At 70.7% G+C, this 20094-nt stretch carries 23 protein-coding genes; 14 read left to right on the top strand and 9 right to left on the bottom strand.

Annotated features, from left to right (window positions below; genetic code table 11):
- Positions 1-2 precede the first annotated feature (2 nt).
- From ACZ3I4_RS32990 to ACZ3I4_RS33015, 6 genes are all read right to left on the bottom strand, one after another.
- Positions 3-620: a response regulator gene (locus ACZ3I4_RS32990; protein WP_465385969.1), complete on the bottom strand. Its 618-nt coding sequence runs from the start codon at positions 618-620 to the stop codon at positions 3-5.
- Positions 617-1750 (bottom strand): sensor histidine kinase, encoded by a 1134-nt coding sequence (locus ACZ3I4_RS32995; RefSeq protein WP_465385970.1) that lies wholly within the window; start codon positions 1748-1750, stop codon positions 617-619. Before ACZ3I4_RS32995 ends, ACZ3I4_RS32990 begins: the two co-directional genes overlap by 4 nt.
- A complete protein-coding gene (locus tag ACZ3I4_RS33000; RefSeq protein WP_465385971.1) occupies positions 1747-2538 on the bottom strand; it encodes an ABC transporter permease in 792 nt (263 codons plus the stop codon). The genes ACZ3I4_RS32995 and ACZ3I4_RS33000 overlap by 4 nt, the downstream gene beginning before the upstream one ends.
- The gene (locus ACZ3I4_RS33005) at positions 2535-3371 is read right to left on the bottom strand and encodes an ABC transporter ATP-binding protein (RefSeq protein ID WP_465385972.1); all 837 of its coding nucleotides are present in this window, start codon (positions 3369-3371) and stop codon (positions 2535-2537) included. Before ACZ3I4_RS33005 ends, ACZ3I4_RS33000 begins: the two co-directional genes overlap by 4 nt.
- Before the next feature lie 80 nt (positions 3372-3451).
- Positions 3452-4210: an ABC transporter permease gene (locus ACZ3I4_RS33010; protein ID WP_465385973.1), complete on the bottom strand. Its 759-nt coding sequence runs from the start codon at positions 4208-4210 to the stop codon at positions 3452-3454.
- Positions 4207-5121, bottom strand: coding sequence for an ABC transporter ATP-binding protein (locus tag ACZ3I4_RS33015; protein WP_465385974.1), 915 nt, complete (start codon positions 5119-5121; stop codon positions 4207-4209). The genes ACZ3I4_RS33010 and ACZ3I4_RS33015 overlap by 4 nt, the downstream gene beginning before the upstream one ends.
- 69 nt (positions 5122-5190) lie before the next feature.
- Between ACZ3I4_RS33015 and rnhA the strand changes: the two genes are divergently transcribed.
- The 4 genes from rnhA to ACZ3I4_RS33035 all read left to right on the top strand — a co-directional run bounded on the left by rnhA (position 5191) and on the right by ACZ3I4_RS33035 (position 7928).
- Positions 5191-5658, top strand: coding sequence for a ribonuclease HI (gene rnhA, locus ACZ3I4_RS33020; RefSeq protein WP_465385975.1), 468 nt, complete (start codon positions 5191-5193; stop codon positions 5656-5658).
- Positions 5659-5741: 83 nt separating this feature from the next.
- The gene (locus tag ACZ3I4_RS33025; RefSeq protein WP_465385976.1) at positions 5742-6302 is read left to right on the top strand and encodes a hypothetical protein; all 561 of its coding nucleotides are present in this window, start codon (positions 5742-5744) and stop codon (positions 6300-6302) included.
- 63 nt (positions 6303-6365) lie between these two features.
- Positions 6366-7541: a hypothetical protein gene (locus ACZ3I4_RS33030; RefSeq protein WP_465385977.1), complete on the top strand. Its 1176-nt coding sequence runs from the start codon at positions 6366-6368 to the stop codon at positions 7539-7541.
- Between the two features lie 39 nt (positions 7542-7580).
- Positions 7581-7928 carry an MmcQ/YjbR family DNA-binding protein gene (locus ACZ3I4_RS33035; protein WP_465385978.1) on the top strand — a complete coding sequence of 116 codons (348 nt, stop codon included), beginning with the start codon at positions 7581-7583 and terminating at the stop codon, positions 7926-7928.
- A gap of 2 nt (positions 7929-7930) precedes the next feature.
- On the opposite strand, the gene ACZ3I4_RS33040 is transcribed toward ACZ3I4_RS33035, so the two are convergent.
- The gene (locus ACZ3I4_RS33040; RefSeq protein WP_465385979.1) at positions 7931-8788 is read right to left on the bottom strand and encodes an NAD(P)-dependent oxidoreductase; all 858 of its coding nucleotides are present in this window, start codon (positions 8786-8788) and stop codon (positions 7931-7933) included.
- Positions 8789-9055: 267 nt separating this feature from the next.
- Here ACZ3I4_RS33040 and ACZ3I4_RS33045 point away from each other — a divergent pair, with 267 nt between their 5' ends.
- From ACZ3I4_RS33045 to ligD, 6 genes are all read left to right on the top strand, one after another.
- Positions 9056-10072: a LacI family DNA-binding transcriptional regulator gene (locus ACZ3I4_RS33045; protein ID WP_465385980.1), complete on the top strand. Its 1017-nt coding sequence runs from the start codon at positions 9056-9058 to the stop codon at positions 10070-10072.
- Between the two features lie 445 nt (positions 10073-10517).
- Positions 10518-11789: an ABC transporter substrate-binding protein gene (locus tag ACZ3I4_RS33050; protein ID WP_465385981.1), complete on the top strand. Its 1272-nt coding sequence runs from the start codon at positions 10518-10520 to the stop codon at positions 11787-11789.
- A 67-nt stretch (positions 11790-11856) separates the two neighbouring features.
- A complete protein-coding gene (locus tag ACZ3I4_RS33055; protein WP_465385982.1) occupies positions 11857-12750 on the top strand; it encodes a carbohydrate ABC transporter permease in 894 nt (297 codons plus the stop codon).
- 134 nt (positions 12751-12884) lie between these two features.
- The gene (locus ACZ3I4_RS33060; RefSeq protein ID WP_465386138.1) at positions 12885-13640 is read left to right on the top strand and encodes a carbohydrate ABC transporter permease; all 756 of its coding nucleotides are present in this window, start codon (positions 12885-12887) and stop codon (positions 13638-13640) included.
- Positions 13641-13755: 115 nt separating this feature from the next.
- Positions 13756-14073: a hypothetical protein gene (locus ACZ3I4_RS33065; RefSeq protein ID WP_465385983.1), complete on the top strand. Its 318-nt coding sequence runs from the start codon at positions 13756-13758 to the stop codon at positions 14071-14073.
- A gap of 19 nt (positions 14074-14092) precedes the next feature.
- Positions 14093-15046 (top strand): non-homologous end-joining DNA ligase, encoded by a 954-nt coding sequence (ligD, locus tag ACZ3I4_RS33070; protein WP_465385984.1) that lies wholly within the window; start codon positions 14093-14095, stop codon positions 15044-15046.
- Positions 15047-15048: 2 nt separating this feature from the next.
- Here ligD and ACZ3I4_RS33075 read toward each other — a convergent pair whose 3' ends face one another.
- Positions 15049-16008, bottom strand: a complete 960-nt coding sequence (locus ACZ3I4_RS33075; RefSeq protein ID WP_465385985.1) for a helix-turn-helix transcriptional regulator — start codon at positions 16006-16008, stop codon at positions 15049-15051.
- Positions 16009-16061: 53 nt separating this feature from the next.
- On the opposite strand from ACZ3I4_RS33075, the gene ACZ3I4_RS33080 reads away from it, so the two are divergent.
- The 4 genes from ACZ3I4_RS33080 (at position 16062) to ACZ3I4_RS33095 (ending at position 19157) form a co-directional block, all read left to right on the top strand.
- Positions 16062-16724, top strand: coding sequence for an alpha/beta fold hydrolase (locus ACZ3I4_RS33080; protein ID WP_465385986.1), 663 nt, complete (start codon positions 16062-16064; stop codon positions 16722-16724).
- Positions 16725-16860: 136 nt separating this feature from the next.
- A complete protein-coding gene (locus tag ACZ3I4_RS33085; protein ID WP_465385987.1) occupies positions 16861-17967 on the top strand; it encodes a sensor histidine kinase in 1107 nt (368 codons plus the stop codon).
- Positions 17964-18620, top strand: coding sequence for a response regulator (locus ACZ3I4_RS33090; RefSeq protein ID WP_465385988.1), 657 nt, complete (start codon positions 17964-17966; stop codon positions 18618-18620). The genes ACZ3I4_RS33085 and ACZ3I4_RS33090 overlap by 4 nt, the downstream gene beginning before the upstream one ends.
- A gap of 6 nt (positions 18621-18626) precedes the next feature.
- Positions 18627-19157, top strand: coding sequence for a P-loop NTPase family protein (locus ACZ3I4_RS33095; protein ID WP_465385989.1), 531 nt, complete (start codon positions 18627-18629; stop codon positions 19155-19157).
- A gap of 15 nt (positions 19158-19172) precedes the next feature.
- Here ACZ3I4_RS33095 and ACZ3I4_RS33100 read toward each other — a convergent pair whose 3' ends face one another.
- The gene (locus ACZ3I4_RS33100; protein ID WP_465385990.1) at positions 19173-20024 is read right to left on the bottom strand and encodes a PhzF family phenazine biosynthesis protein; all 852 of its coding nucleotides are present in this window, start codon (positions 20022-20024) and stop codon (positions 19173-19175) included.
- Positions 20025-20094 lie beyond the last annotated feature (70 nt).

Genomic DNA, 20094 nt, shown 5'->3' on the forward strand with positions numbered 1-20094 from the left:
GCCTAGATCAGGCCGTGCTCCATCGCGGTCGTCACGGCCGCCGTGCGGTCGGCCACCTCGAGCTTGTTGAACGACCGCAGCAGGTGGGTCTTGACGGTGGCCTCGGAGATGAACAGCTGCTTGCCGATGTCGGCGTTCGTGAGGCCCCTCGCCACCAGGCGCAGCACCTCGGCCTCGCGCGCCGACAGGGCCGGCCGGGCGGACCTGCGGACCTGTTTGACCAGCGACGACGCCACGCTCGGGGCGAGCACCGTCTCGCCCCGGGCGGCTGCCCGGACGGCGTCGGCCAGCTCCGACGGCGACGCGTCCTTGAGCAGGTAGCCCCCGGCGCCGGCCTCGATCGCGCGCAGGATGTCGCGGTCCGACTCGTAGGTGGTCAGGACCATGACGCGTACGCCGGAGGCCCGGGCCACGATCTGCTCGGTGGCCGTCACCCCGTCGCCGCCCGGCATCCGCAGGTCCATCAGCACCACGTCGGGACGCAGCGCCACCGCCTGCTCGACGCCCTCGGGTCCCGACGACGCCTCGCCGACCACGGTCAGGTCGGGTTCGGCCTCGAGCATGCCGCGCAGCCCGTGCCGGACGACGGGGTGGTCGTCCACCAGCAGGATCCGGATCACGCCGGCACCTCCACTTCGATCGTCGTGCCGGCGCCGGGGTCGCTTCGCACCGTGACGGCCCCGCTGACCTGCTCGACCCGCGATCTCATCCCGGACAGCCCGTACCCGTCGGCCGCGCCGGGCCGGAATCCGCATCCATCGTCGCGCACCACCAGGCGGACCGACGACGGCGTGTACGCGAGCAGCACCGCGGTCTCGTGGGCGGACGCGTGCCGCCGGACGTTGGCCAGCGCCTCCTGCGCCGCTCGCAGCAGCACCACCTCGATCGCCGTGGGCAGGACCCGTCCGTCGCCGGTCACGCGCAGACCGGCCCGTACGCCCGACTCCTCCTGAAAACGATCGACCTGACGCCGTACGGCGGAAGGAAGTGACCCCGAGGCCAGGGGTGAGGGGGAAAGGGCCGCCACGAGCGACCGCGCCTCGGCCAGGTTTTCCCGGGCGGTCCGCACGGCCAGCGCCACCTTCTCGTCCCCGAGCCCCGGGTCGGCCGCCTGCAGCAGCGTGATGATGCTGGTGAAGCCCTGCGCGAGGGTGTCGTGGATCTCGGCCGCGAGCCGGGTCCGCTCGGCCGTGACCCCCGCCTCCCGGGAGAGCCGGGCGACCTCGGCCCGGCTGCTTTCCAGCTCGTCGATGAGCCGCTGCCGTTCCTGGCTCTGCTGCATCACGTGGTTGATCCAGAAGCCGAGCCAGAGGCCGGCCGCCCCGGAGATCGCCGCGATCACGAGGTTCAGGACCAGCCCGTTCCGCCCCAGGATCAGGTCCGCGACCGGCAGCACGGCGTTGGCCAGCACCACCCCGATCACGGCCGGGCGCAGCACGACCATCTGGAAGATCAGCGGGATCAGGCCGAAGAGCAGCCAGTTCGACTCCGGCACGAGCGCGACCGCCGTGGCGAACAGGACCAGGTGGACGACGAGCAGAACCCGGCTCTGCCGGTCGGCCCGGACCACCCGCCGCCCGAAGACCGCGTGCACCACGGCCATCGCGGCGATCGCCCCGGCTGCCCCGAACTTCGCGGGCCGCGGGGACTCGTCGGCGAGGACCGCGGTCACCACGCCGGCCGCGACCACCGCCATGTAGACGTCCCACAGGTGCGAGTAGGGACTGTGGTCCGCGGCCGGCTCGTTCACCGGTCGGACCGGCTCCACCGGAACGTCGCCAGGCACAGCACCAATCCGATCACACACCAGGCCCCCAGCACCAAGGCGATGCGACCCAGCTCCCACTGGCCGGCGGGCTCGTTGACGCGCATGCCGTCGGGCAGGAAGACGTACCGGAAGCCCTGGGCCATCCACTTGACCGGGAAGATCGAGGCGACCGTGATCAGCCACGACGGCAGCTGGATCACCGGGTAGATGAACACGCCGGAGATGAACTGCAGGAACACCACCGGGACGTTGAGGATCGCGCCGGCGGTGCGGCCGTGCTTGACGATCGTGCTGACCGCCATGCCGAGCAGCGACGACGAGACGACCGAGAGCAGGAAGATCCAGGCGAACGTGAGCCAGTGCGACGCGTCCGGCAGCGACATGCCGAAGACCAGCGCGCCGACCCCGATCAGCAGCACCACCTCGGCCACGGCGAGCGCCAGAACCAGAAGCAACTTCCCCAGCACGTACGCGGTGGCGCTGATCGGCGTGCCGCGCAGGCGCTTGAGGGTGCCGTCCTCGCGGTCGAGCGCCAGCCCCGAGCCCATCGTGACGAAGGCGGTGGTCAGGATCCCGTACGCGATCATGCTGGACGAGAAGACATGGGCGGCGGTCACGCCCGGCTGGTCGTACGAGTCGGAGAAGATCGTGCCGAACAGAAGCAGCAGCATGGCCGGGAAGGCGAACGTGAAGATCATCGCCGTGCGGTCCCGGAAGAACTGGAGCAGCTCCACGTGGCCGCGGCTGACCCCCATGGTGATGGTGCTCATCGCTGCGCTCCGATCAGGGTGAGGTAGGTGTCTTCGAGGGTCGGCCGGGTGACGGTCAGCGTGCTCAGGTCGGTGTCGGCCGCGATCAGTTTGCGCAGCAGCGGCGTCGGGTCGGCCACCTGCTCGCTGTGCTGCACGCCGTTCTCGTGCCAGGTGACCCGCGCGGCCGCCGACGCCCGCCCGCCCAGCGCGGCCGGGGTGCCCTCGGCGACGATCTGCCCGGCGGCCAGCACGGCCAGCCGGTCGGCCAGCGCCTCGGCCTCCTCGAGGTAGTGGGTGGTGAGCAGGATCGTGGTGCCCTCGGAGGCCAGCGCCCGGATCAGGTCCCAGAAATGGCGGCGGGCCTCGGGGTCGAACCCGGTGGTCGGCTCGTCGAGGAACAGCAGCTCGGGGCGGCCGACGATGCCGAGCGCGACGTCCAGGCGGCGGCGCTGCCCGCCGGAGAGCGTACGGATGCGGCTGCGGCTCTTCTCCTCGAGCCCGACCAGGCCGATCACCTCGGCCGCCGGTCGCGCGCCGGGATAGAACCCGGCCAGATGCCGGACCATCTCGCTCACGGTCAGGTCGGCCGCGTCGTCGGTGTCCTGCAGCACGATGCCGATCCGCGCCCGCCAGTCGCTGCCGGCCGTGCCCGGGTCGGCGCCGAGCACCCGCACCTCGCCGCCGTCACGCCGGCGGTGCCCCTCGAGGATCTCGGTCGTCGTGGTCTTGCCCGCGCCGTTCGGGCCGAGCAGAGCGAACACCTCACCGCGGGCCACGTCGAGATCGATGCCGCGGACCACCTCGTGACCCCGGTAGGCCTTGCGCAGGCCGCGCACCTCAATGGCTGTCATGCCATCGATGGTGCTCTTGTTCAGGCCCGGGGCGGGACCACCGGATGAACGTCAGCCGGTGTCCACCGATCGGTTGACACCTATTCCCAGCGGAACTTTTTGGCCGCCGCGGTCACGAAGACCACGGCCCACGCGCCCAGGCTCAGCCAGATGGCGAGCGGCACGCTCTGCCCGTGCGACAGGGTGGCCCGCAGAGCCTCGGCGTGCGCGGCCAGCGGCAGCAGGAACCAGCCGGCCGTTCCCAGGTCGGGGGCGGCGAACATGATGCCGCCGGCCGCCAGCATCAGCACGTAGATCAGCGTGGCCGCGCCCGTGGTGGCCTCCGGCCGCAGCAGGCTGGCCATCAGAAGAGCCAGGCCGCTGTACGCCGCCGTGGCGAGCACGGTGACCCCGAGCGCGGGCAGCAGCGCCTCGAAATGGGGCCGCCAGCCGACCGCGACCCCGACGGCGGCCAGCACGATCAGCTGCACGACGATCAGACTGAGCACCGCCGCCGTTTTGGCGAACAGCAGCCCGGGACGGCTCAGCGGGGACGCGCCCAGCCGCTTGAGCACGCCGTAGCTGCGTTCGTAACCCGTGGTGATCGCCTGGCCGGTGAACGCGGTCGACAGCACGGTCAGCGCGAGCACGCCGGGCACCACGAAGGCCAGCCGGTCGTCCCCGGGCACGTTGGTGACCTCGGTCAGACCGGCGCCGAGCAACACCAGCAGCGGTACGGCCAGGGCCAGCACGACGGCCTCGCCGCGGCGCGCGGTCAGAGTCAGTTCCATCCGGATCTGGCTGGCCACCACGCTGCGAACGGGGGCCCGGCCCGGGGCCGGGGCGAAGGTGCCGCTCATCGGTGGACCTTCTCCCCCTGGGTCAGTGCCAGATAGACGTCTTCGAGGGTGCGCCGGCGGGTGTTCACGGCGGTGACCTGGGCGCCCGCCCCGGCGAACCAGCCGAGCACGTCGGCGATGGCGGCCGCGTCGAGGGCGCCGGTGATCGCGTACTCCCCCGGGCCGCTCTCGGTGATCTTGAGCTCGCCGAGCCGGCCGTCGAACCGCAGGCCCGCGTCGGCCCGCACCTCGAGCAGGTCGATGCCGGCGGCCGCGGTCAGCTCGGCCGGTGATCCGGTCGCGGCGACCACGCCCGCGCGCATGATGACCACCTCGTCGGCCAGGCGCTCGGCCTCGTCCAGCAGATGGGTCGTGAGCAGCACCGACACCCCGTCGGCGCGCAGTTCCTCGATCAGCTGCCAGGTGGTGTGGCGGGCCTCGGTGTCCATGCCCGCGGTGGGCTCGTCGAGGAAGACCAGCTCGGGCCGGCCGACCAGCGCGATGGCCAGCGACAGGCGCTGCTGCTCACCCCCGGAGAGGCGGCGCCACCTCGTACGCTCGAATTTGCGCAGGCCCAGACGGTCGAGCAGCATGTCGACGTCGAGCGGGGTGGCCGCGAACGAGGCGAACAGGCGCAGAATCTCACCGGCCGTGGCCCACGGATAGACGCCGCCCGACTGCAGCATGATGCCGAGCCGGGGCATCAGCGCGTCGTGGTCGTCGATCGGGTCGAGGCCCAGCACCGAGGCGGTGCCGCCGTCGGGCCGGCGGAAGCCCTCACAGACCTGCAGCAGGCTCGTCTTGCCGGCGCCGTTGTGCCCCAGCAGCGACAGCACCCGGCCGCGCGGGACGGTCAGCGAGACACCGTCGACCGCGGTCGTGTCGCCGTAGCGCACCACGATGTCGCGTACCTCGACCGCCTCGTCCGTCACGGTCAACCACTTTACGTGCCGTGCTTTCCCGTACGGCTGTGGGCGGGGTGGCCCCGTTAGGGTGCTCACATGACCGTGGTGGAGATCTACACCGACGGGGCGTGCGTCCCCAACCCCGGCCCCGGCGGCTGGGGCGCTGTGCTGCGATACGGCGCGAAGGAGAAGGACCTGTGCGGCGGCACCGCGGAGTCGACGACGAACAACCGGATGGAGCTGATGGCCCCGATCCGGGCGCTGGAGACGCTCAACCGGGAGCCGCTGACGGTCAAGCTCTACACGGACAGCATCTATGTGCGCGACGGGATCACCAAGTGGCTGCCGCGCTGGTCGGCCAACGGGTGGCAGACATCGGCCAAGCAGCCGGTCAAGAACGTCGACCTGTGGCGGCGCCTGGACGCGGCCGTACGGCGTCATGATGTGCAGTGGCATTGGGTGAAGGGACACGCCGGCCACCCGGAGAACGAGCGGGCCGACCGGCTGGCCGCGCGGGGGCTCCAGGAGGCCGTCGCGTCGGGCAAAATTGTCGGTGGGGCCTGATAGAACGGCCCCACGACTGGGGCACGAGCATCAGCACCCAGCTGGGCCTGCGCCACCCGTCGCGGATCATCGGCCTGCATCTGGTGCCCCCGCTGGTCGCCCCCGACCCGTCGACGTTCGGCTCGCTCACCCCGCCCGAGCAGGCCGCCCTGGACGATCTCGCGGCGGCCGCCGAGGGCGACGGCTATTCGTCCGTGCAGTCCACGCGGCCGCAGACCATCGGCTACGGGCTGGTCGACTCGCCCGCCGCGCTGTGCGCCTGGATCGTCGAGAAGTTCCACGCCTGGACCGACGGCGACGTGCTCACCCGCGACCAGCTGCTCGACAACCTGATGATGTATTGGCTGCCCGGCGCGGGCGCCTCGGCCGCGCGGATGTACTGGGAGAGCTTCCCCGAGATCCAAGCGATCTTCCGCGGCGACGGCTCCGGCGCGCCGGTCGTGCCGGTGCCGGTCGGCTGCTCGATCTTCCCCCGCGAGAACCCGCGCCCGTCACGGCGCTGGGCCGAACGCCGCTTCACCGACATCCGATACTGGAACGAACCGGCCCGGGGCGGGCACTTCGCGGCCTTCGAGCAGCCGGAACTCTTTGTCGAGGAGGTGCGGGCCTGCGTGGCGGCACTGGAACCGGAGCGTTCCGCTTAATACGATCGGGGTACGTCAAACGGGCCATAGCTCCCAGTCGATTGAAGACGAAACAATTGAGCCATGACCGCGCCCGGCGACCTCGTGCTCATTTTCATCCTCCTGGCCCTGTTCGTCGCCTGTAGTGGATACGCCGCCGGCCGCATACATCAGCGCCGCCAGCTCAAACAGGACCGCGAGGAGGCGTTCCGCGACGGGTACGAGACGGCCTCCGACCGGGTCTTCAGCCTGGCCGTGCGCTCGGTCGTGCCCAAGGGCTCACCGTCTCCTGCTCCGTCCTCCGAGCCTGCTCCCGCTGCGGCCTCCGCCCCCGCGGCTGCCGGCTCGGCTGCCGCGGCCGGCTCAGCTCCGGGCTCGGCCGGCGCTGCCCGCTCGGCTGCCGCTGGCCGCTCGGCTCCGGGCTCGGCTGGCGCTGGCCGCTCGGCTCCGGGCTCGGCTGCCTCTGCCGGCTCGGCTCTTGCCCCGGGCTCGGCTCTCGCTGCCGCCTCCGCCTCGGCCTCCGCTCTTGCTGAGCCGGTCGGGGATCCTGGTCGCGCTGTCCGGCACCAGGGTGTCGCGGCGGCTGCTCGTGACTCGGCCGAGTTGGCCTTTCCCACCTCCGCCGCTACGAGCTTTCCGGTCCCGGGCCCGCGCCGGCACCAGGCTTCGGACCCGGCCCGCCCGGTGCTGGGCTTCCCCGTGCCACCGCCGCCCCCGCCCAACACGGTGATCGAGCCGCCCGCGGTCGGCGGCGTGAACTATCAGCAGTTTCCGGATCCACGGACCCCCCAGGGCCCTCAACTCGGTCGGCCCGCATGCCGGGCCGATGGTTCCGAACTTGGGCGGCCCGCCCGGCCGACCGACAGTTCCGAACTTGGGCGGCCCGCCCGGCCGACCGACGGCGCCGAACTCGGGCGCCCGGCCCGGACGGCTGATGGGCGGCCCGCTCAGGCGGCCGGCGAGACCGAACTCGGACGCCCCGCCCGGGCGGCCGAAGAACCCACTGTCGGGCTCGGGCGCCGGGCCCGGCCGGTCGGTGGCTCCAAGTCCGGGCGCCCGGCCCAGGCGACCGACAGTGCCGCGCCCGCCGCCCCGGAAGCCGACTCGGGTGGCAAGCACACCGTGCCCGACGAGCTCGTGCGGGCCGCCACCTATCGGCTGCCGCCCGACCGGGTGTTCCGCGCGAAGGTGCCCAACAGCACGGTTCTGCCCGAGGAGACCACGACGAACATCCCCGTACCGAAGCCTCGTCGTTCTTGACCGCGGTTTTCTGTCGTACCCCCGCCGTAGGGTCCTCGCATGGTCACCGTCGATGACGTGCGGCGGGTCGTCAGCGACCTTCCGCGCAGCTCAGAACACCTGATCAGCGACCGTGTGAAATTCCGCGTCGGCAAGATCGTCTACCTGGCGTTCTCGCGCGACGAGACGATCATGGGCTTCGCGTTCCCCAAGGAAGAGAGGGCCGATCTCGTCGCCTCCGACCCCGCGACCTATCAGCTCCCGCGCGAGTCCGACATGCGGTTCAACTGGGTGCAGGCCCGGCTGGCCCAGCTCGACGACGACCAGATGACCGAGCTGGTCCTCGACGCGTGGCGCATGGTCGTCCCCAAGAAGGTGTGGGATGCCTATCTGCCCCGCCTGGCCTGACCTCAGCTCCGCAGCCGCGCGACGATCTCGGCCGCCGACAGGTCCCGCTTCTCCTCCGGATCGCCCGCGGCCAATCTCGTACGGGCAATGCCGGCATAAACCTCCGCCACCGCGCCGAACAGATCCGGGCTGAGTCCGGCCGCCTCCTGAGTGGCGGCCACTTCGCGCATCTCGTCGACGTACCGATGAGCCTTGGTCGCCGACTGCGCCACGGCCGCGTTGTCGGCCAGCCCGTTCCGCTCCAGATCAGCCAGCACGGCATCGAGCACCCCGTGCTCCCCCGCCGTGCGCATGGCTTGCGTGAGAAGCGCGTTCATCCCCTTGTAGACGCTGCCCGTACACATCTTGAGCGCACTGGCCGCCCCCACCCGGTCGCCGAGCACAACGGCCTCGACCATCCCGTTCCAGGGCAGCCCCGCCACGACGCCGGCCGAGTCTCCCGACAGATAGAGCCGTGCCCCCGGCCGGACGGTAGGCGGCGGACCCGAGATGGACCCGTCCACCACAACCAGCCCCGCAAGCTCCTCCGCGACGACTTCCATGGTTCCCGGCGACACCGCATTGAGGTCGGCCACAACAAGCTCGCGCCCGGCCCGGCGTCCTGCTTCACGCGCGGCGGCCGCGATGGCCCGGGCCGTCTCCACCGCGGCGCCCGGCGGGGTCACCGAAAGCACCACATCGGCCGCCGCCACAACTTCGGTGAGCGTCGGCAGCACCTCGATCCCGGCCTCCGCCGCCAGCCGCGCCGTGCGAGCCGAACGACCGTCGAGCGTGGTGACGACCCGCGCGCCCCCCTCGATCAGGGCCCGGCCCAGGCCCGACCCCATGAACCCGGCACTGACAAGCGCCACCGTCGACATCGCCCACCCCGAACTCACGCCGCACACAAGCAGCTGACAGCTCCAACCTAGGCCGCGGTGGTTCGCTGGTTTCACGGACGCCCGTCTCCGGCTCTCCGACACACACGGGGAGGCGGGCCCGCGGCCGTGCCCCGCCCCGGCTCAATCCCTGTCCCCCGGGCGACCGGGGCACGGCCGCTCCGTCCCACGGTCGATGCCGCCCTGTCCAGGGGGATCGACATCGATGGCATACTGGGGCGTCCCGTTGCTGAGAGTGCTCGGAGCGTTATGCCCGCCGACGATGTGACCGTTCGCCGGCCTACGTTGACCCAGGTCGCCGCGCTGGCGGGGGTCAGCCTCAAGACCGCCTCCCGCGCCCTCAATCAGGAGCCCAATGTGGCTCCCTCGACCGGGCGGCGGGTGCGCGATGCGGCCGATCTGCTCGGCTATCGGCTCAACGGGATCGCGCGGGAGTTGCGGCGCGGGGCTACGTCGGCTCTGGTCGGGCTGGTCAGCGGGGATCTGACCAATCCGTTCTATTCGGCTGTGGCCAGTGGCATCGAGCGGGAGCTGCGGCAGCACGGGCTTTTGCTGATCACCGCGAACAACGACGAGGACGCGATGCTGGAGCGCAGCCTGGTCGACGCGTTCCTGGAGCGACGCGTACGGGCCCTGCTCGTCATTCCCAGCGCCGACGACCACGAGTATCTGGCCATCGAGGGCAACCGTGGCGTGCCTTTCGTGTTTCTCGACCGGCCGCCAGACGGGCTGTCCGCCGATGCCGTGCTGATCGACAATGCGGGCGGGGCGCGTTCGGCCGGTGAGCATCTGCTGGCGGCCGGGCACAAGCGGATCGCGATCGTGGCCGACCTGGCCCGGATGGCGCCGCAGCGGGCCCGGATCGACGGATTCGTGGGAGCGATGCGCGCCGCCGGCAACCGGGCGTGGGAGCCCTATTTGCGGACCGACGTGCACGACGTACGCCATGCCGAGCGCACTGTGCGCGAGTTGCTGGCGCTCGACCCGGCGCCGTCCGCGATCTTCACGACCAACAACCGGCTGACGACCGGCGCGTTGCGGGGCATGCGCGGTCCGGGCGAGCCGCCGGCGCTGGTCGGCTTCGACGACTTCGACCTGGCCGACGTGCTCGGCACGACCGTTGTCGCGCATGACATGACCGCGCTCGGCCGGGAGGCGGCGCGGCTCGCGTACGAGCGGATCAGCGGACATTCCGGCCCGGCCCGGACCATCGTGATATCTACCTCTATCATTGCCCGCGGTTCGGGAGAACGACCCCCGCGCTGAGAACTGAACAGCACCACACCGGAGAGCCGGGCCGGACAGCGCCCACGCCGGGAGCGCGCGCAGCACAGGCCCAGCGGAAAGCCCACCCTGACAGCACCGGGCGGGCCGGCCTGGACGGCGCCCCCATGCGAGCCGGCCGACCGGCGGTAGCGCACAGCGACGGCAGCGCAACCCATCACAACCGAACACAAGCGACAGAGCGATCGACTTGCGACGTACGGGAGGTGACCGGTTTGCCCACCACCCAGGTCGACCACGTCACTTCGAAGATGGCCGAAGCAATGACGTTCGCCGATGAACGTGCAGGTCAACGATTTTCCGCTCAGGTAACGACACGGGGCGCACGTAACGACACGGAAACAGGCGTTGACACATGTTCGGTTGAGACGGCACGGTACTCCCCAATCGCGTGACAACGATGTCAATACTTCGATGGGAGATAACTATGCGCTTCACTCGACGGGCTGCGGTTGCGGCTGTCGGTGTCGCCGCGCTCTTGACCGCCACGGCCTGTGGGTCCAGTGACGACAGCAGCGGCGGCGGCTCGGGTTCGACCAAGGTGGAGGTCTTCACCTGGTGGGCCGACGGCGGCGAGAAGGCCGGCCTCGACGGGCTGGTCAAGCAGTTCGGCACCGACTGCGCCGGGCAGACCTTCGAGAACGGCGCGGTGGCCGGTGGCGCCGGTGCGAACGCGAAGTCGGTGCTCGCGTCGCGTCTGCAGCAGAGCGACCCGCCGGACACGTTCCAGGCGCACGCCGGCGCGGAGCTTCTGGACTACATCAACGCCGGGCAGATCGAGGACCTCAGCGGCGACTACGACAGCTGGGGCCTCAAGCAGGCCTTCCCGCAGGGTCTGATCGACAACCTGACGGTCGAGGGCAAGATCTACTCGGTGCCGGCGAACATCCACCGGGCCAACGTGGTGTGGACCAACAAGAAGGTCCTGGCCTCGGCCGGCATCACCAAGGACCCGACCGACCTGGCCGGCTTCATCGCCGACCTCGACAAGGTCAAGGCCAAGGGCATCCAGGCCCCGCTGGCGGTCGGCAAGGACTGGACCCAGCTCATGCTGTTCGAGTCGGTTCTGATCACCGACCTGGGCCCGGACAAGTTCACCGGCCTGTGGACCGGCACGACCGACTGGAACGACCCGACGGTCACCAAGGCCATCAACGACTTCAAGCAGCTGCTCACGTACACCAACAAGGACCGTGACGCGCTCGACTGGACCGACGCCGAGAAGCTCGTCATGGACGGCAAGGCGGCCTACCAGCTGATGGGTGACTGGGAGGCGGCCGACCTGGACGCCAAGAAGTTCACCGACTACGGCTGGTTCACGTTCCCGGGCAACGGCGAGACGTTCCAGTGGCTGGCCGACTCGTTCGTGCTGCCGAAGGGGGCCAAGAACCCCGAGGGCACCAAGTGCTGGCTGAAGACGGTCGGCTCGGCCGCCGGCCAGAAGGCCTTCAACACCACCAAGGGCTCGATCCCGGCCCGTACGGACGCCACGCCGGGCGACTACCCGAAGTACCAGCAGGCCGCGATGGCTGACTGGAAGTCGGCCAAGCAGGTGCCGTCCTGCGCCCACGGCTCGGCCTGCTCGCAGGGCTGGCAGGGCGCCGCCAACTCGGCCCTCGGCAAGTTCTCCACCAACCAGGACGTCGCCGGGCTGCAGAAGGCCATGGCCACCGCCGCGTCCGAGTTCGTCAAGAAGTAAGCGCCGGCGTTGATGGGGGCGGGCACGTGGCCGCCCCCATCAACGCATTTGATATAGAGGAGCCCTGATGCGCCGACTCCGGCACTGGGGACCGGGCCTGCTGCTGCTCTCCCCCTCGCTGATTCTGCTCGCCGTCTTCGTCTACGGCCTCATCGCCTGGACGACCAAGGTCTCGGTGTCCGACGAGCACAACGCTCTGGGGTCGAAGGGCTTCGTCGGTCTCGACAACTACACCAAACTGTTCACCAACGACATCAACGACCGGTTCACCCACTCGCTGAAGAACCTGCTGGTCTTCACGGTCGTGTTCCTGGTCGGGGCCATGTTCTTCGGCCTGCTCTGGGCCTTCATCCTGGAACGCGGCATCAAGGCCGAAGGCTTCTTCCGTACGATCTACCTGTTCCCGATGGCGGTGTCGTTCGTCGCCTCCGGTGTGGTGTGGCGCTGGCTGATGAACCCGAACAAGGGCGACAGCGCGGGCGGCCTCAACTCCGTACTGGGCGGGCTGGGTCTCGATTTCGCGCAGAACACCTGGTGGACCAACCCGGACTGGGGCATGGCGGCGATGGCGATCCCGGCCATCTGGCAGCTCTCGGGTTACGTGATGGCGCTGTTCCTGGCCGGCTTCCGGGGCATCCCGCAGGAGCTGCGTGAGGCCGCGGCCATGGACGGCGCGAGCACCTACCGGCTGTACCGCAACGTGATCTTCCCGCAGCTGACGCCGGTCGCGCTGTCCGCCCTGATCATCCTCGGCCACATGTCGATGAAGATGTTCGACCTGATCATGAGCGTCTCGGGTCCGCAGTGGCTCACCGAGGTCCCCGCGATCTACGTCTGGCAGACGCTGCTGACCAGCGACTACGCCAAGGCCGCGGCCATCTCGATTATCCTGCTGCTGCTCGTGGCCGTCGTCATCGTGCCCTATTTGATCTACACGAATCGGCAGGAGAAGAACGCGTGACGTCTACTTCTGTTGCGGCTCCGCCGCCGGCGAGCATCGAGACTCTGGCGCCGAAGTCGAAGCCCAAGCCCCGCGGCGGGCCGGGCGCGATCATCAAGTACGCCCTCGCGCTGATCTTCCTGATCATCGTGCTGATGCCCATGTACGTGCTGATCGTGACCAGCTTCAAGTCGGGCTCGGACATCGGCGTGGCCAGCCAGTGGAGCCTGCCCGAGACCTGGACCCTGGCATCGTGGGACAAGGCCTGGACCGCGCTGCGGCCCGCCTTCTTCCGCACGTTCGAGCTCGCCATCCCGGTCGCGATCATCTCGTCGCTGATCGGGGCGGCCAACGGCTTCGTGCTCTCCCGCTGGCGCTTCCCCGGCGCCGACGTGGTGTTCACGATGATCCTGTTCGGCATGTTCATCCCGTACCAGGCCGTCATGATCCCGCTCCGCGAGATCGTCACCACCCTGGGCATCCCGCCCGGCATCACCACGCTGGTGTTCGTGCACTGCGTCTACGGCATCCCGATCTGCACGCTGATCTTCCGGAACTACTACGCGACCACCGTTCCCGAAGAGCTGATCGAGGCCGCGCGGGTCGACGGCGCCGGCCTGCTGCGCACGTTCGCCCGGATCATCCTGCCGATCTCCATCCCCGGCTTCGTAGTCACGGTCATCTGGCAGTTCACCTCGGCCTGGAACGACTACCTGTTCGCCATCTTCCTGTCGAACACCCGCAACGGCCCGATCACGATCGCGCTCAACGCCCTGGCCGGCGCCCAGTCACCCGACTACGCCGCGTCAATGGCGGGCGCGCTGATCACGTCGCTGCCGACGCTGGTCGTCTACGTGCTCCTGGGCCGCTGGTTCATCGGCGGTCTGATGGCGGGCTCGGTCAAGAGCTGAGGCGTGGCAAGGTCCCTGGCATGCCCGGCGGCGTGCCGGGGACCGGGTCACCATTGGGTCAATTCACCCCTGGCGGTGGAGACGCGGGTCCTTGATCACCACTAGGCTCGACGGCGTGAGCTTCACCGAGCGTATGGCGTACGCCCTGGAAAAAGACCTGTCCGACGACGAGCGCCACGCCCGGGTCGGCCTGCGCGTCACCGCCATCACGGCGGGCTGGGCGGTCATCGTTCCCATTCTCATCGGGTACGGGGTGACCGGCCGCGAACGCGAGACCGAGGTGCTCTCGGTCGCCGCCTCCCTGACCGTCCTGCTGCCCTTCCTCGCCGCCGTGATCGCCACCCACGGCCGCCGCTTCGGCATCGGGGCGGCGTACGTGGTCCTCACGCTCTTGATGGTTCTGCCCGCCGTGTGGGTCGCCCAGGCGGGATGATTCCGGCACGATGGCCCCTATGGCAGAGAAGGCCGAGGAACGTGACGGGGTCAAACTGACCAACCTCGATCAGGAACTGTTCGAGGATGCGGGGGCGACCAAGCGGGATCTGGTCGACTATCTGGACGCGGTGAGCGAGCGGATCCTGCCGGTGCTGCGCGACCGGCCGCTGTCGGTGATCCGGCTCCTGCGCGGCCAGGACAAGTTCATGCAGAAGAACCTGCCCAAATACACGCCCGACTGGGTTCCGCGTACGACGATGTGGGCCGACTCGTCACACCGCGAGGTCACGTACGGGCTCTGCAATGATCGCCGGACGCTGCTGTGGTTCGGCAACCAGCGCGCCATCGAGTACCACCCCGCGCTGATGCTCGCCGACAGCCACCAGCCCACCCACCTGATCATGGACCTGGACCCGCCCGAGGGCGGCGCTTTCCACCTGGCCGTGCAAGCCGCCCGGCTCGTACGCGAGGCGCTGGCCGGCGCGGGCATGTCGGGCGCGGTCAAGACGAGCGGGGCCAAGGGCGTGCACGTGTTCGTGCCGCTCGACGGCCAGTCCGGCCCCGAAGAGGTGGCCGCCGCGACCCGGGCCGTGGCCGCGCGGGCCGAACGCCTCGACCCGGAACTGGCGACGACCGCGTTCATCCGCGACGACCGCCACGGCAAGGTGTTCCTCGACGCGACCCGCTCGGGCGGCGCGACGGTGGTGGCCGCATACAGCCCGCGGGTCCGGCCGGGGGTGCCGGTGTCGTTCCCGGTGTCGTGGGACGAACTCGACGACGTGACGCCCGGCGACTTCACCGTGCACACGGCGCCGGCCCTGCTGGACCGGGATCCGTGGGCGTCCGAGATGCCGAAGCCGCAGGCGCTCGACCCCGGCCTGATCGAGGAGGGCCGCACAATCCCCGTAGCCCGCGTGCAGGCCATGCACGAGGGCAAACGCCGAGCCAAGGCCCGCCGCGAGGCCAACTAGCCCTACCGGGGCGGGGAGACAGCGGCGGTGAGGCGGGCGGCCACGTCGGCCACGGCCTCGCGCAGTTCGGCGCACTCCTCGACGGTGAAGGGGAACGGGACCTGCGGCAGCCACTCCTGGGCGTACATCCGGGTGTTGGTGGTGCTGCCGATCAGCACGCACCCGTCGCCGTCCGGCTCGAGGCGGCCCATGGGCGGCCGGATCCACGGTGCCACCTGGTCGTGCGGGGCGTGGAAGACGACGCGGGTCGGATACTTCCAGCCGGAGGCCAGGTTCTGCTCCAGCGCGGCGACCGGGTCGAGGTCGGCGGGCGGGGTGAAGCGCTGCGGGAGCCGGCGGACGGCGCGGACACGATCGATCCGGTACGTGCGGATGGCGTCGGCGCGGTGCGAATGGCACAGCAGGTACCACCGGCCGAAGCGGACCACGACCGCCCACGGGTCGACCTCGGCCTCCCACTCGTCGCCGCTTTCGTTGGCGTACGTGACCGCCACGCGCCGGTGATCGGCGGTCGCGGCGACCAGCGCGCTCGTGGTGGCCGGGTCGGGCCGGGCGCTGCGGCGGTCGGGGGCGGCCGACGCGTACGCCCGCAGCGCCGCCGCCTGCCGTCCCACGCTCTCGGGCAGCGCCCGGATCACCTTGCTCAGCGCCGCCCCGACCAGGTCGTCGGCGTCGATCGCGGCCGGCTGCCCGTCGAGCACGGCCATCACCAGTCCGAGGGCCTGCTCCTCGGTGAACACGACGGGTGGCAGCCGGGTGCCGCGGCCCAGGCGATATCCCCCGTACGGGCCCCGGATCGACTCGACGGTGATGCCCGCCTCGCGGAGGATCCCCACGTAGCGGCGCGCGGCCCGTTCGGTCACGCCGAGCTGGCCGGCGAGCTGTTCGGCGGTCGTGCCCGGGCGGGCCTGCAGGATCTCGAGCGTGCGCAGGGCGCGGGAGGTCGGACTGGAAGTCTCCACCTCCCGGACGCTACCGGAAGCCGAACGTCCGGAACGGGTCCTAAGTTGTGGGCATGACTGACGAACAGATCGTGCTTCTCGGTGGCCTGTGGCTCGAAGCCTCGTCGTGGGACGGGGTCGTCGCCGAGCTGACCGGCATGGGCCGCCGCTCGGTGGCGGTCGACCTGGGCGGCGCGACGCTCGACGACCAGGTCGGCGCGGCCCTGGCCGCGGTCGACGCGGACAGCGGCGCGTCGGTGGTGGTCGGGCATTCGGCCGCCTGCACCCTGGCCTGGCTGGTCGCCGACGCACGGCCGGCCAAGGTGGCCAAGGTGGTGCTGATCGGCGGGTTCCCCAACGAGGACGGCGAGCTCTACGCCGACTTCTTCCCGATCGAGAACGGCGTGATGCCGTTCCCCGGATGGGAGAAGTTCGAGGGACCCGACTCGGCCGACCTCTCCCCCGAGGCCCGCGACGAGTTCTCGGCCCGGGCTGTCCCGGTGCCCGAGGGCGTGGCCAGGGCGACCGTGCACCTGACCGACGAGCGGCGCTACGACATCCCCGTCGTCATGGTCTGCCCCGAATACAGCCCCGCCCAGGCCCGCGAGTGGATCGACGGCGGCGACCTGCCCGAGCTGGCCCGGGCCAAGCACATCGAGCTGGTCGACATCGACTCCGGCCACTGGCCCCAGCTGACGAAGCCCACCGAACTGGCCCGGCTCCTGGCCACCGACTAGGTCACGCCGACGACGCCGGAACTGTCGGCCCCAAGGGGATACTTCCATTGGTGTAGCCGGTAGTCGGGAGGCGTCGATGGAAGTGTCCGCGGCGGGACGACGTGCCGGGGCCGGGGCCGGCCATAGCGTCCCGGCCATGAACAGATTTCTCGCTCCGGCATTGACCCTCGTCGGCGTTCCGGCCGGGCTCGCGATCACCGGTGGCAACGTCGACACGATCATGACGGTCTCGACGGCGGCCTGGCTCGCGGTTTTCGCCTGCTTCGTGAGCCGGTTTCCCCGTACGGTCCTCGTCCTCTCGCTTTTGACAGTTGTCGCCATGCGCGGCGCCGGGCTGGTCGGATCGGGCTGGGTGTGGCCGGCCACCGCCGCGTTCGTGGCCGTCGTGCTCGCCGGTGGCCTGCGGTTCGCGGCGATCGCGGGCGGGCTGACCCTGCTCTACGGCATCGGCTGGGACGGCTTCGTCAACCAGGACCACGGCGGCAACTGGGCGCTCGCCCACGTCGGCGGGGACGCCCTGTGGCTGGCCGCCGCCCTGGCCGCAGCCAACGCCTTCCTCAGCACCCGCCGCTGGCAGCAGGAGATGGGCCTGCGGCTCGAACAGGAACAGCAGCAGCGCGAGCTCGACGTGCGGCGGCGCCGGGCCGAGGAGCGGGTCGGCATCGCCCGCGACCTGCACGACGTCGTGTCACACACCCTGGCCGTGGTCGGCGTCCACCTCAACGTCGCGCTGGACGCCTTCGACACCGACCCCGACGAGGCCCGCTCGTCACTCCGGCTGGCTCAGGACGTACGGGGGAAGGCCATGTCTGATCTGAAGTCGCTGGTCGACGTGTTGCGCGAAGGCCAGCCGGCCGAACCGGTCGAAGGCCTGGACTCACTCGAGCGGCTGGCCGACCAGGTGCGCGGGGCCGGGCTGACGGTGTCGCTGAACGAGTTCGGGAAGCGGGCCGACGTGCCGGCCGCAGTGGCCACGGCCGTCTACCGCGTGGTGCAGGAGGCGCTGACCAACACCGTGCGGCACGCGTCGGCCCAGCGGGTTGTGATCACTCTGCGGTACGCGCCGACCGGCGTCGTCGTGGACGTGCAGGATGACGGCCGGGCCCCCGAGGTGGTGGTCGACGGCAACGGGATCGCCGGCATGCGCGAGCGGGTGGCCGCGCTGGGCGGGGCCCTCACGGCGGGCCGTTCCGCGGGCGGTTTCACCGTACGGGCGACGATCCCCTTCGGCGGGCGCGGATGATTTCAGTGCTTCTCGCCGACGACCAGCACCTCGTACGGGCCGGGTTCCGCAGTCTGCTCCGGCGCGACAAGGAGATCCAGGTCGTCGGCGAGGCGTCGAGCGGGGACGAGGCCGTGCGTACGGCGTCCGCTCTGCGCCCCGACGTGATCCTGATGGACATCCGCATGCCCGGGATGGACGGGATCGCGGCCACGCGCGAGATCCTGTCCCGGGGCGTGCCGACCCGCGTGATCATCCTGACGACGTTCGAGACGGACGAGTACGTGTTCGCGGCGCTCGCCGCCGGGGCGAGCGGATTCCTGACCAAGGAGATCGGGCCGGACGGACTGCGGCAGGCGGTGCGGGTGGTGGCGGCCGGCGACGCGCTGCTCTCCCCCAGCGTCACCCGGCGGGTCGTGGGCCAGTTCGCGCACCGGCCGGCGGCCGCGCCACCCGGGCAGAACCGGCTGGCCGTGCTGACCGAACGCGAACGCGAAGTGGTACGTCTCGTGGCGGCCGGACTGTCCAACGAAGAGATCGCGCGCGAGCTGGTGATCAGCCCGCTGACGGCCAAGACCCACATCACCCGGGCGATCGCGAAATTGGGCGTACGGGATCGGGTGCAGCTGGTGATCGTCGCGTTCGAGGACGGGCTGGCCGGGCCGCTATCGTGACGTTCCATGCGACGGATCCTGGTCTACGGGGTGACCGGCTCCGGCAAGTCGACGCTGGCCGCCCGGGTCGGCGAGCGACTGGGCCTGCCCTACCACTCGATCGACGACCTGATGTGGCGGCCGGGCTGGGCGCCGGTGCCCGAGGCGGAACAGCGCACCATCATCCGTGATCTGCTGGCCGCGGACGAGTGGGTGATCGACGCGGCGTACGGCCAGTGGCACGACCTGGCGCTGGAACGAGCCGACCTGATCGTCGGCCTGGACATGCCGCGCTGGCGCTCGGCGGGCCGCCTGCTGCGCCGCACGGTCACCCGCATCGTGCGCCGCACCCCCGCCTGCAACGGCAACTACGAGACGTGGCGAAAAGCCTTCTTCGACCGCGAGTCGCTCCTGCTGTTCCACGTGAAGTCGTTCCGCCGGAAACAGCGCCGCATGCGCTTGTGGCAGTCGAGCCCGTCCCACCCGGAAACAGTGCTGCTGCACTCCCCGGCCGAGGTCGAACGCTGGCTGGCGAAGCTGCCGCAGTCGCAGCCTTAGGGCGTGTTGCCTCGATCAGGTCAGGTGGACGGTCTTGGTGATGACGGCCTCGCCGCCGACCTCGACCAGGCCGTCGGGGCGGGCCGAGGCCAGGATGGTGGCCGGGGCGCCTAGGGAGTCGCCCATGTCGACGGCGATGGTGCGGCCGGACATGGCGGCCGCGAGGCAGGCGGTGCTGTTGGCGTTGGCCACGTCCTCGGGGATTCCGATGGCCGGGGCGAACATGCGGGCGGCCAGCCGGCCCTGGGCGTCCGGGGGTGAGTGCACGTAACAGCCGAGCAGGTCCAGGCGTTCGCAGACCGCGCGCAGTTTGTCGGGGTCGGGCGCGAGGGTGGCGAGCGCGGCCCGCGACTCGATCGGCACGAGCAGCCGCCAGCGCCCGGTCGAGGCAGCCAGCACCCCCACCGGGAATCCTGTTCCGGGGCCGGGGAAGCCCAGCACCGGCAGCACTTCGGCGAGTTCGGGCGCGGTCGGCAGACGCAGGGCGACTCGGCTCTCCAGGAAGGTGGCCATGGTGCCGCCGGTGACGTAGCCCTTCAGAATCCGGCCGCCGACGCGGAGCGGCACGGCCAGGTCGCGCTTTCCGGCCCGTTCGGCCATGTAGGCCAGGGCCGCCACCGTGCCGTGGCCGCAAGCCGGCAGCTCGCCGGCGGCGGTGAAGAACCTGAGGTCGACCGGGCCCTCGTGCGAGCCGGAAACGACCACGGCGTGGGAGGCGCCGACCCGGGCGGGCAGGCGGCACAGCGAAGCCAGATCGGCCGGGGCGGCGGATCGGCTGAGAACAGCGGTGGGGCTGCCGCCGCGACCGTCGCGCCGGCAGGAATGGACCACGGCGACGTCCGTCGGCTTCTCCCATGAATCGAACACGATTGAACATGGTGGCCGGCTGACCCGGTCGCCCGAAGTGACCATATCGACCGGCAGAACCGGACACAAG

The sequence above is a fragment of the Actinoplanes sp. NPDC021490 genome, assembly GCF_055562135.1.

Bases quoted from the DNA above. Each gene is read 5' to 3' on its own strand.
- ACZ3I4_RS33000 (WP_465385971.1), bottom strand. From the start codon at position 2,538: ATGAGCACCATCACCATGGGGGTCAGCCGCGGCCACGTGGAGCTGCTC.
- ACZ3I4_RS33005 (WP_465385972.1), bottom strand. From the start codon at position 3,371: ATGACAGCCATTGAGGTGCGCGGCCTGCGCAAGGCCTACCGGGGTCAC.
- ACZ3I4_RS33010 (WP_465385973.1), bottom strand. From the start codon at position 4,210: ATGAGCGGCACCTTCGCCCCGGCCCCGGGCCGGGCCCCCGTTCGCAGC.
- rnhA (WP_465385975.1), top strand. From the start codon at position 5,191: ATGACCGTGGTGGAGATCTACACCGACGGGGCGTGCGTCCCCAACCCC.
- ACZ3I4_RS33030 (WP_465385977.1), top strand. From the start codon at position 6,366: ATGACCGCGCCCGGCGACCTCGTGCTCATTTTCATCCTCCTGGCCCTG.
- ACZ3I4_RS33035 (WP_465385978.1), top strand. From the start codon at position 7,581: ATGGTCACCGTCGATGACGTGCGGCGGGTCGTCAGCGACCTTCCGCGC.
- ACZ3I4_RS33040 (WP_465385979.1), bottom strand. From the start codon at position 8,788: ATGTCGACGGTGGCGCTTGTCAGTGCCGGGTTCATGGGGTCGGGCCTG.
- ACZ3I4_RS33045 (WP_465385980.1), top strand. From the start codon at position 9,056: ATGCCCGCCGACGATGTGACCGTTCGCCGGCCTACGTTGACCCAGGTC.
- ACZ3I4_RS33050 (WP_465385981.1), top strand. From the start codon at position 10,518: ATGCGCTTCACTCGACGGGCTGCGGTTGCGGCTGTCGGTGTCGCCGCG.
- ACZ3I4_RS33055 (WP_465385982.1), top strand. From the start codon at position 11,857: ATGCGCCGACTCCGGCACTGGGGACCGGGCCTGCTGCTGCTCTCCCCC.
- ACZ3I4_RS33060 (WP_465386138.1), top strand. From the start codon at position 12,885: ATGCCCATGTACGTGCTGATCGTGACCAGCTTCAAGTCGGGCTCGGAC.
- ligD (WP_465385984.1), top strand. From the start codon at position 14,093: ATGGCAGAGAAGGCCGAGGAACGTGACGGGGTCAAACTGACCAACCTC.
- ACZ3I4_RS33080 (WP_465385986.1), top strand. From the start codon at position 16,062: ATGACTGACGAACAGATCGTGCTTCTCGGTGGCCTGTGGCTCGAAGCC.
- ACZ3I4_RS33085 (WP_465385987.1), top strand. From the start codon at position 16,861: ATGAACAGATTTCTCGCTCCGGCATTGACCCTCGTCGGCGTTCCGGCC.
- ACZ3I4_RS33090 (WP_465385988.1), top strand. From the start codon at position 17,964: ATGATTTCAGTGCTTCTCGCCGACGACCAGCACCTCGTACGGGCCGGG.
- ACZ3I4_RS33095 (WP_465385989.1), top strand. From the start codon at position 18,627: ATGCGACGGATCCTGGTCTACGGGGTGACCGGCTCCGGCAAGTCGACG.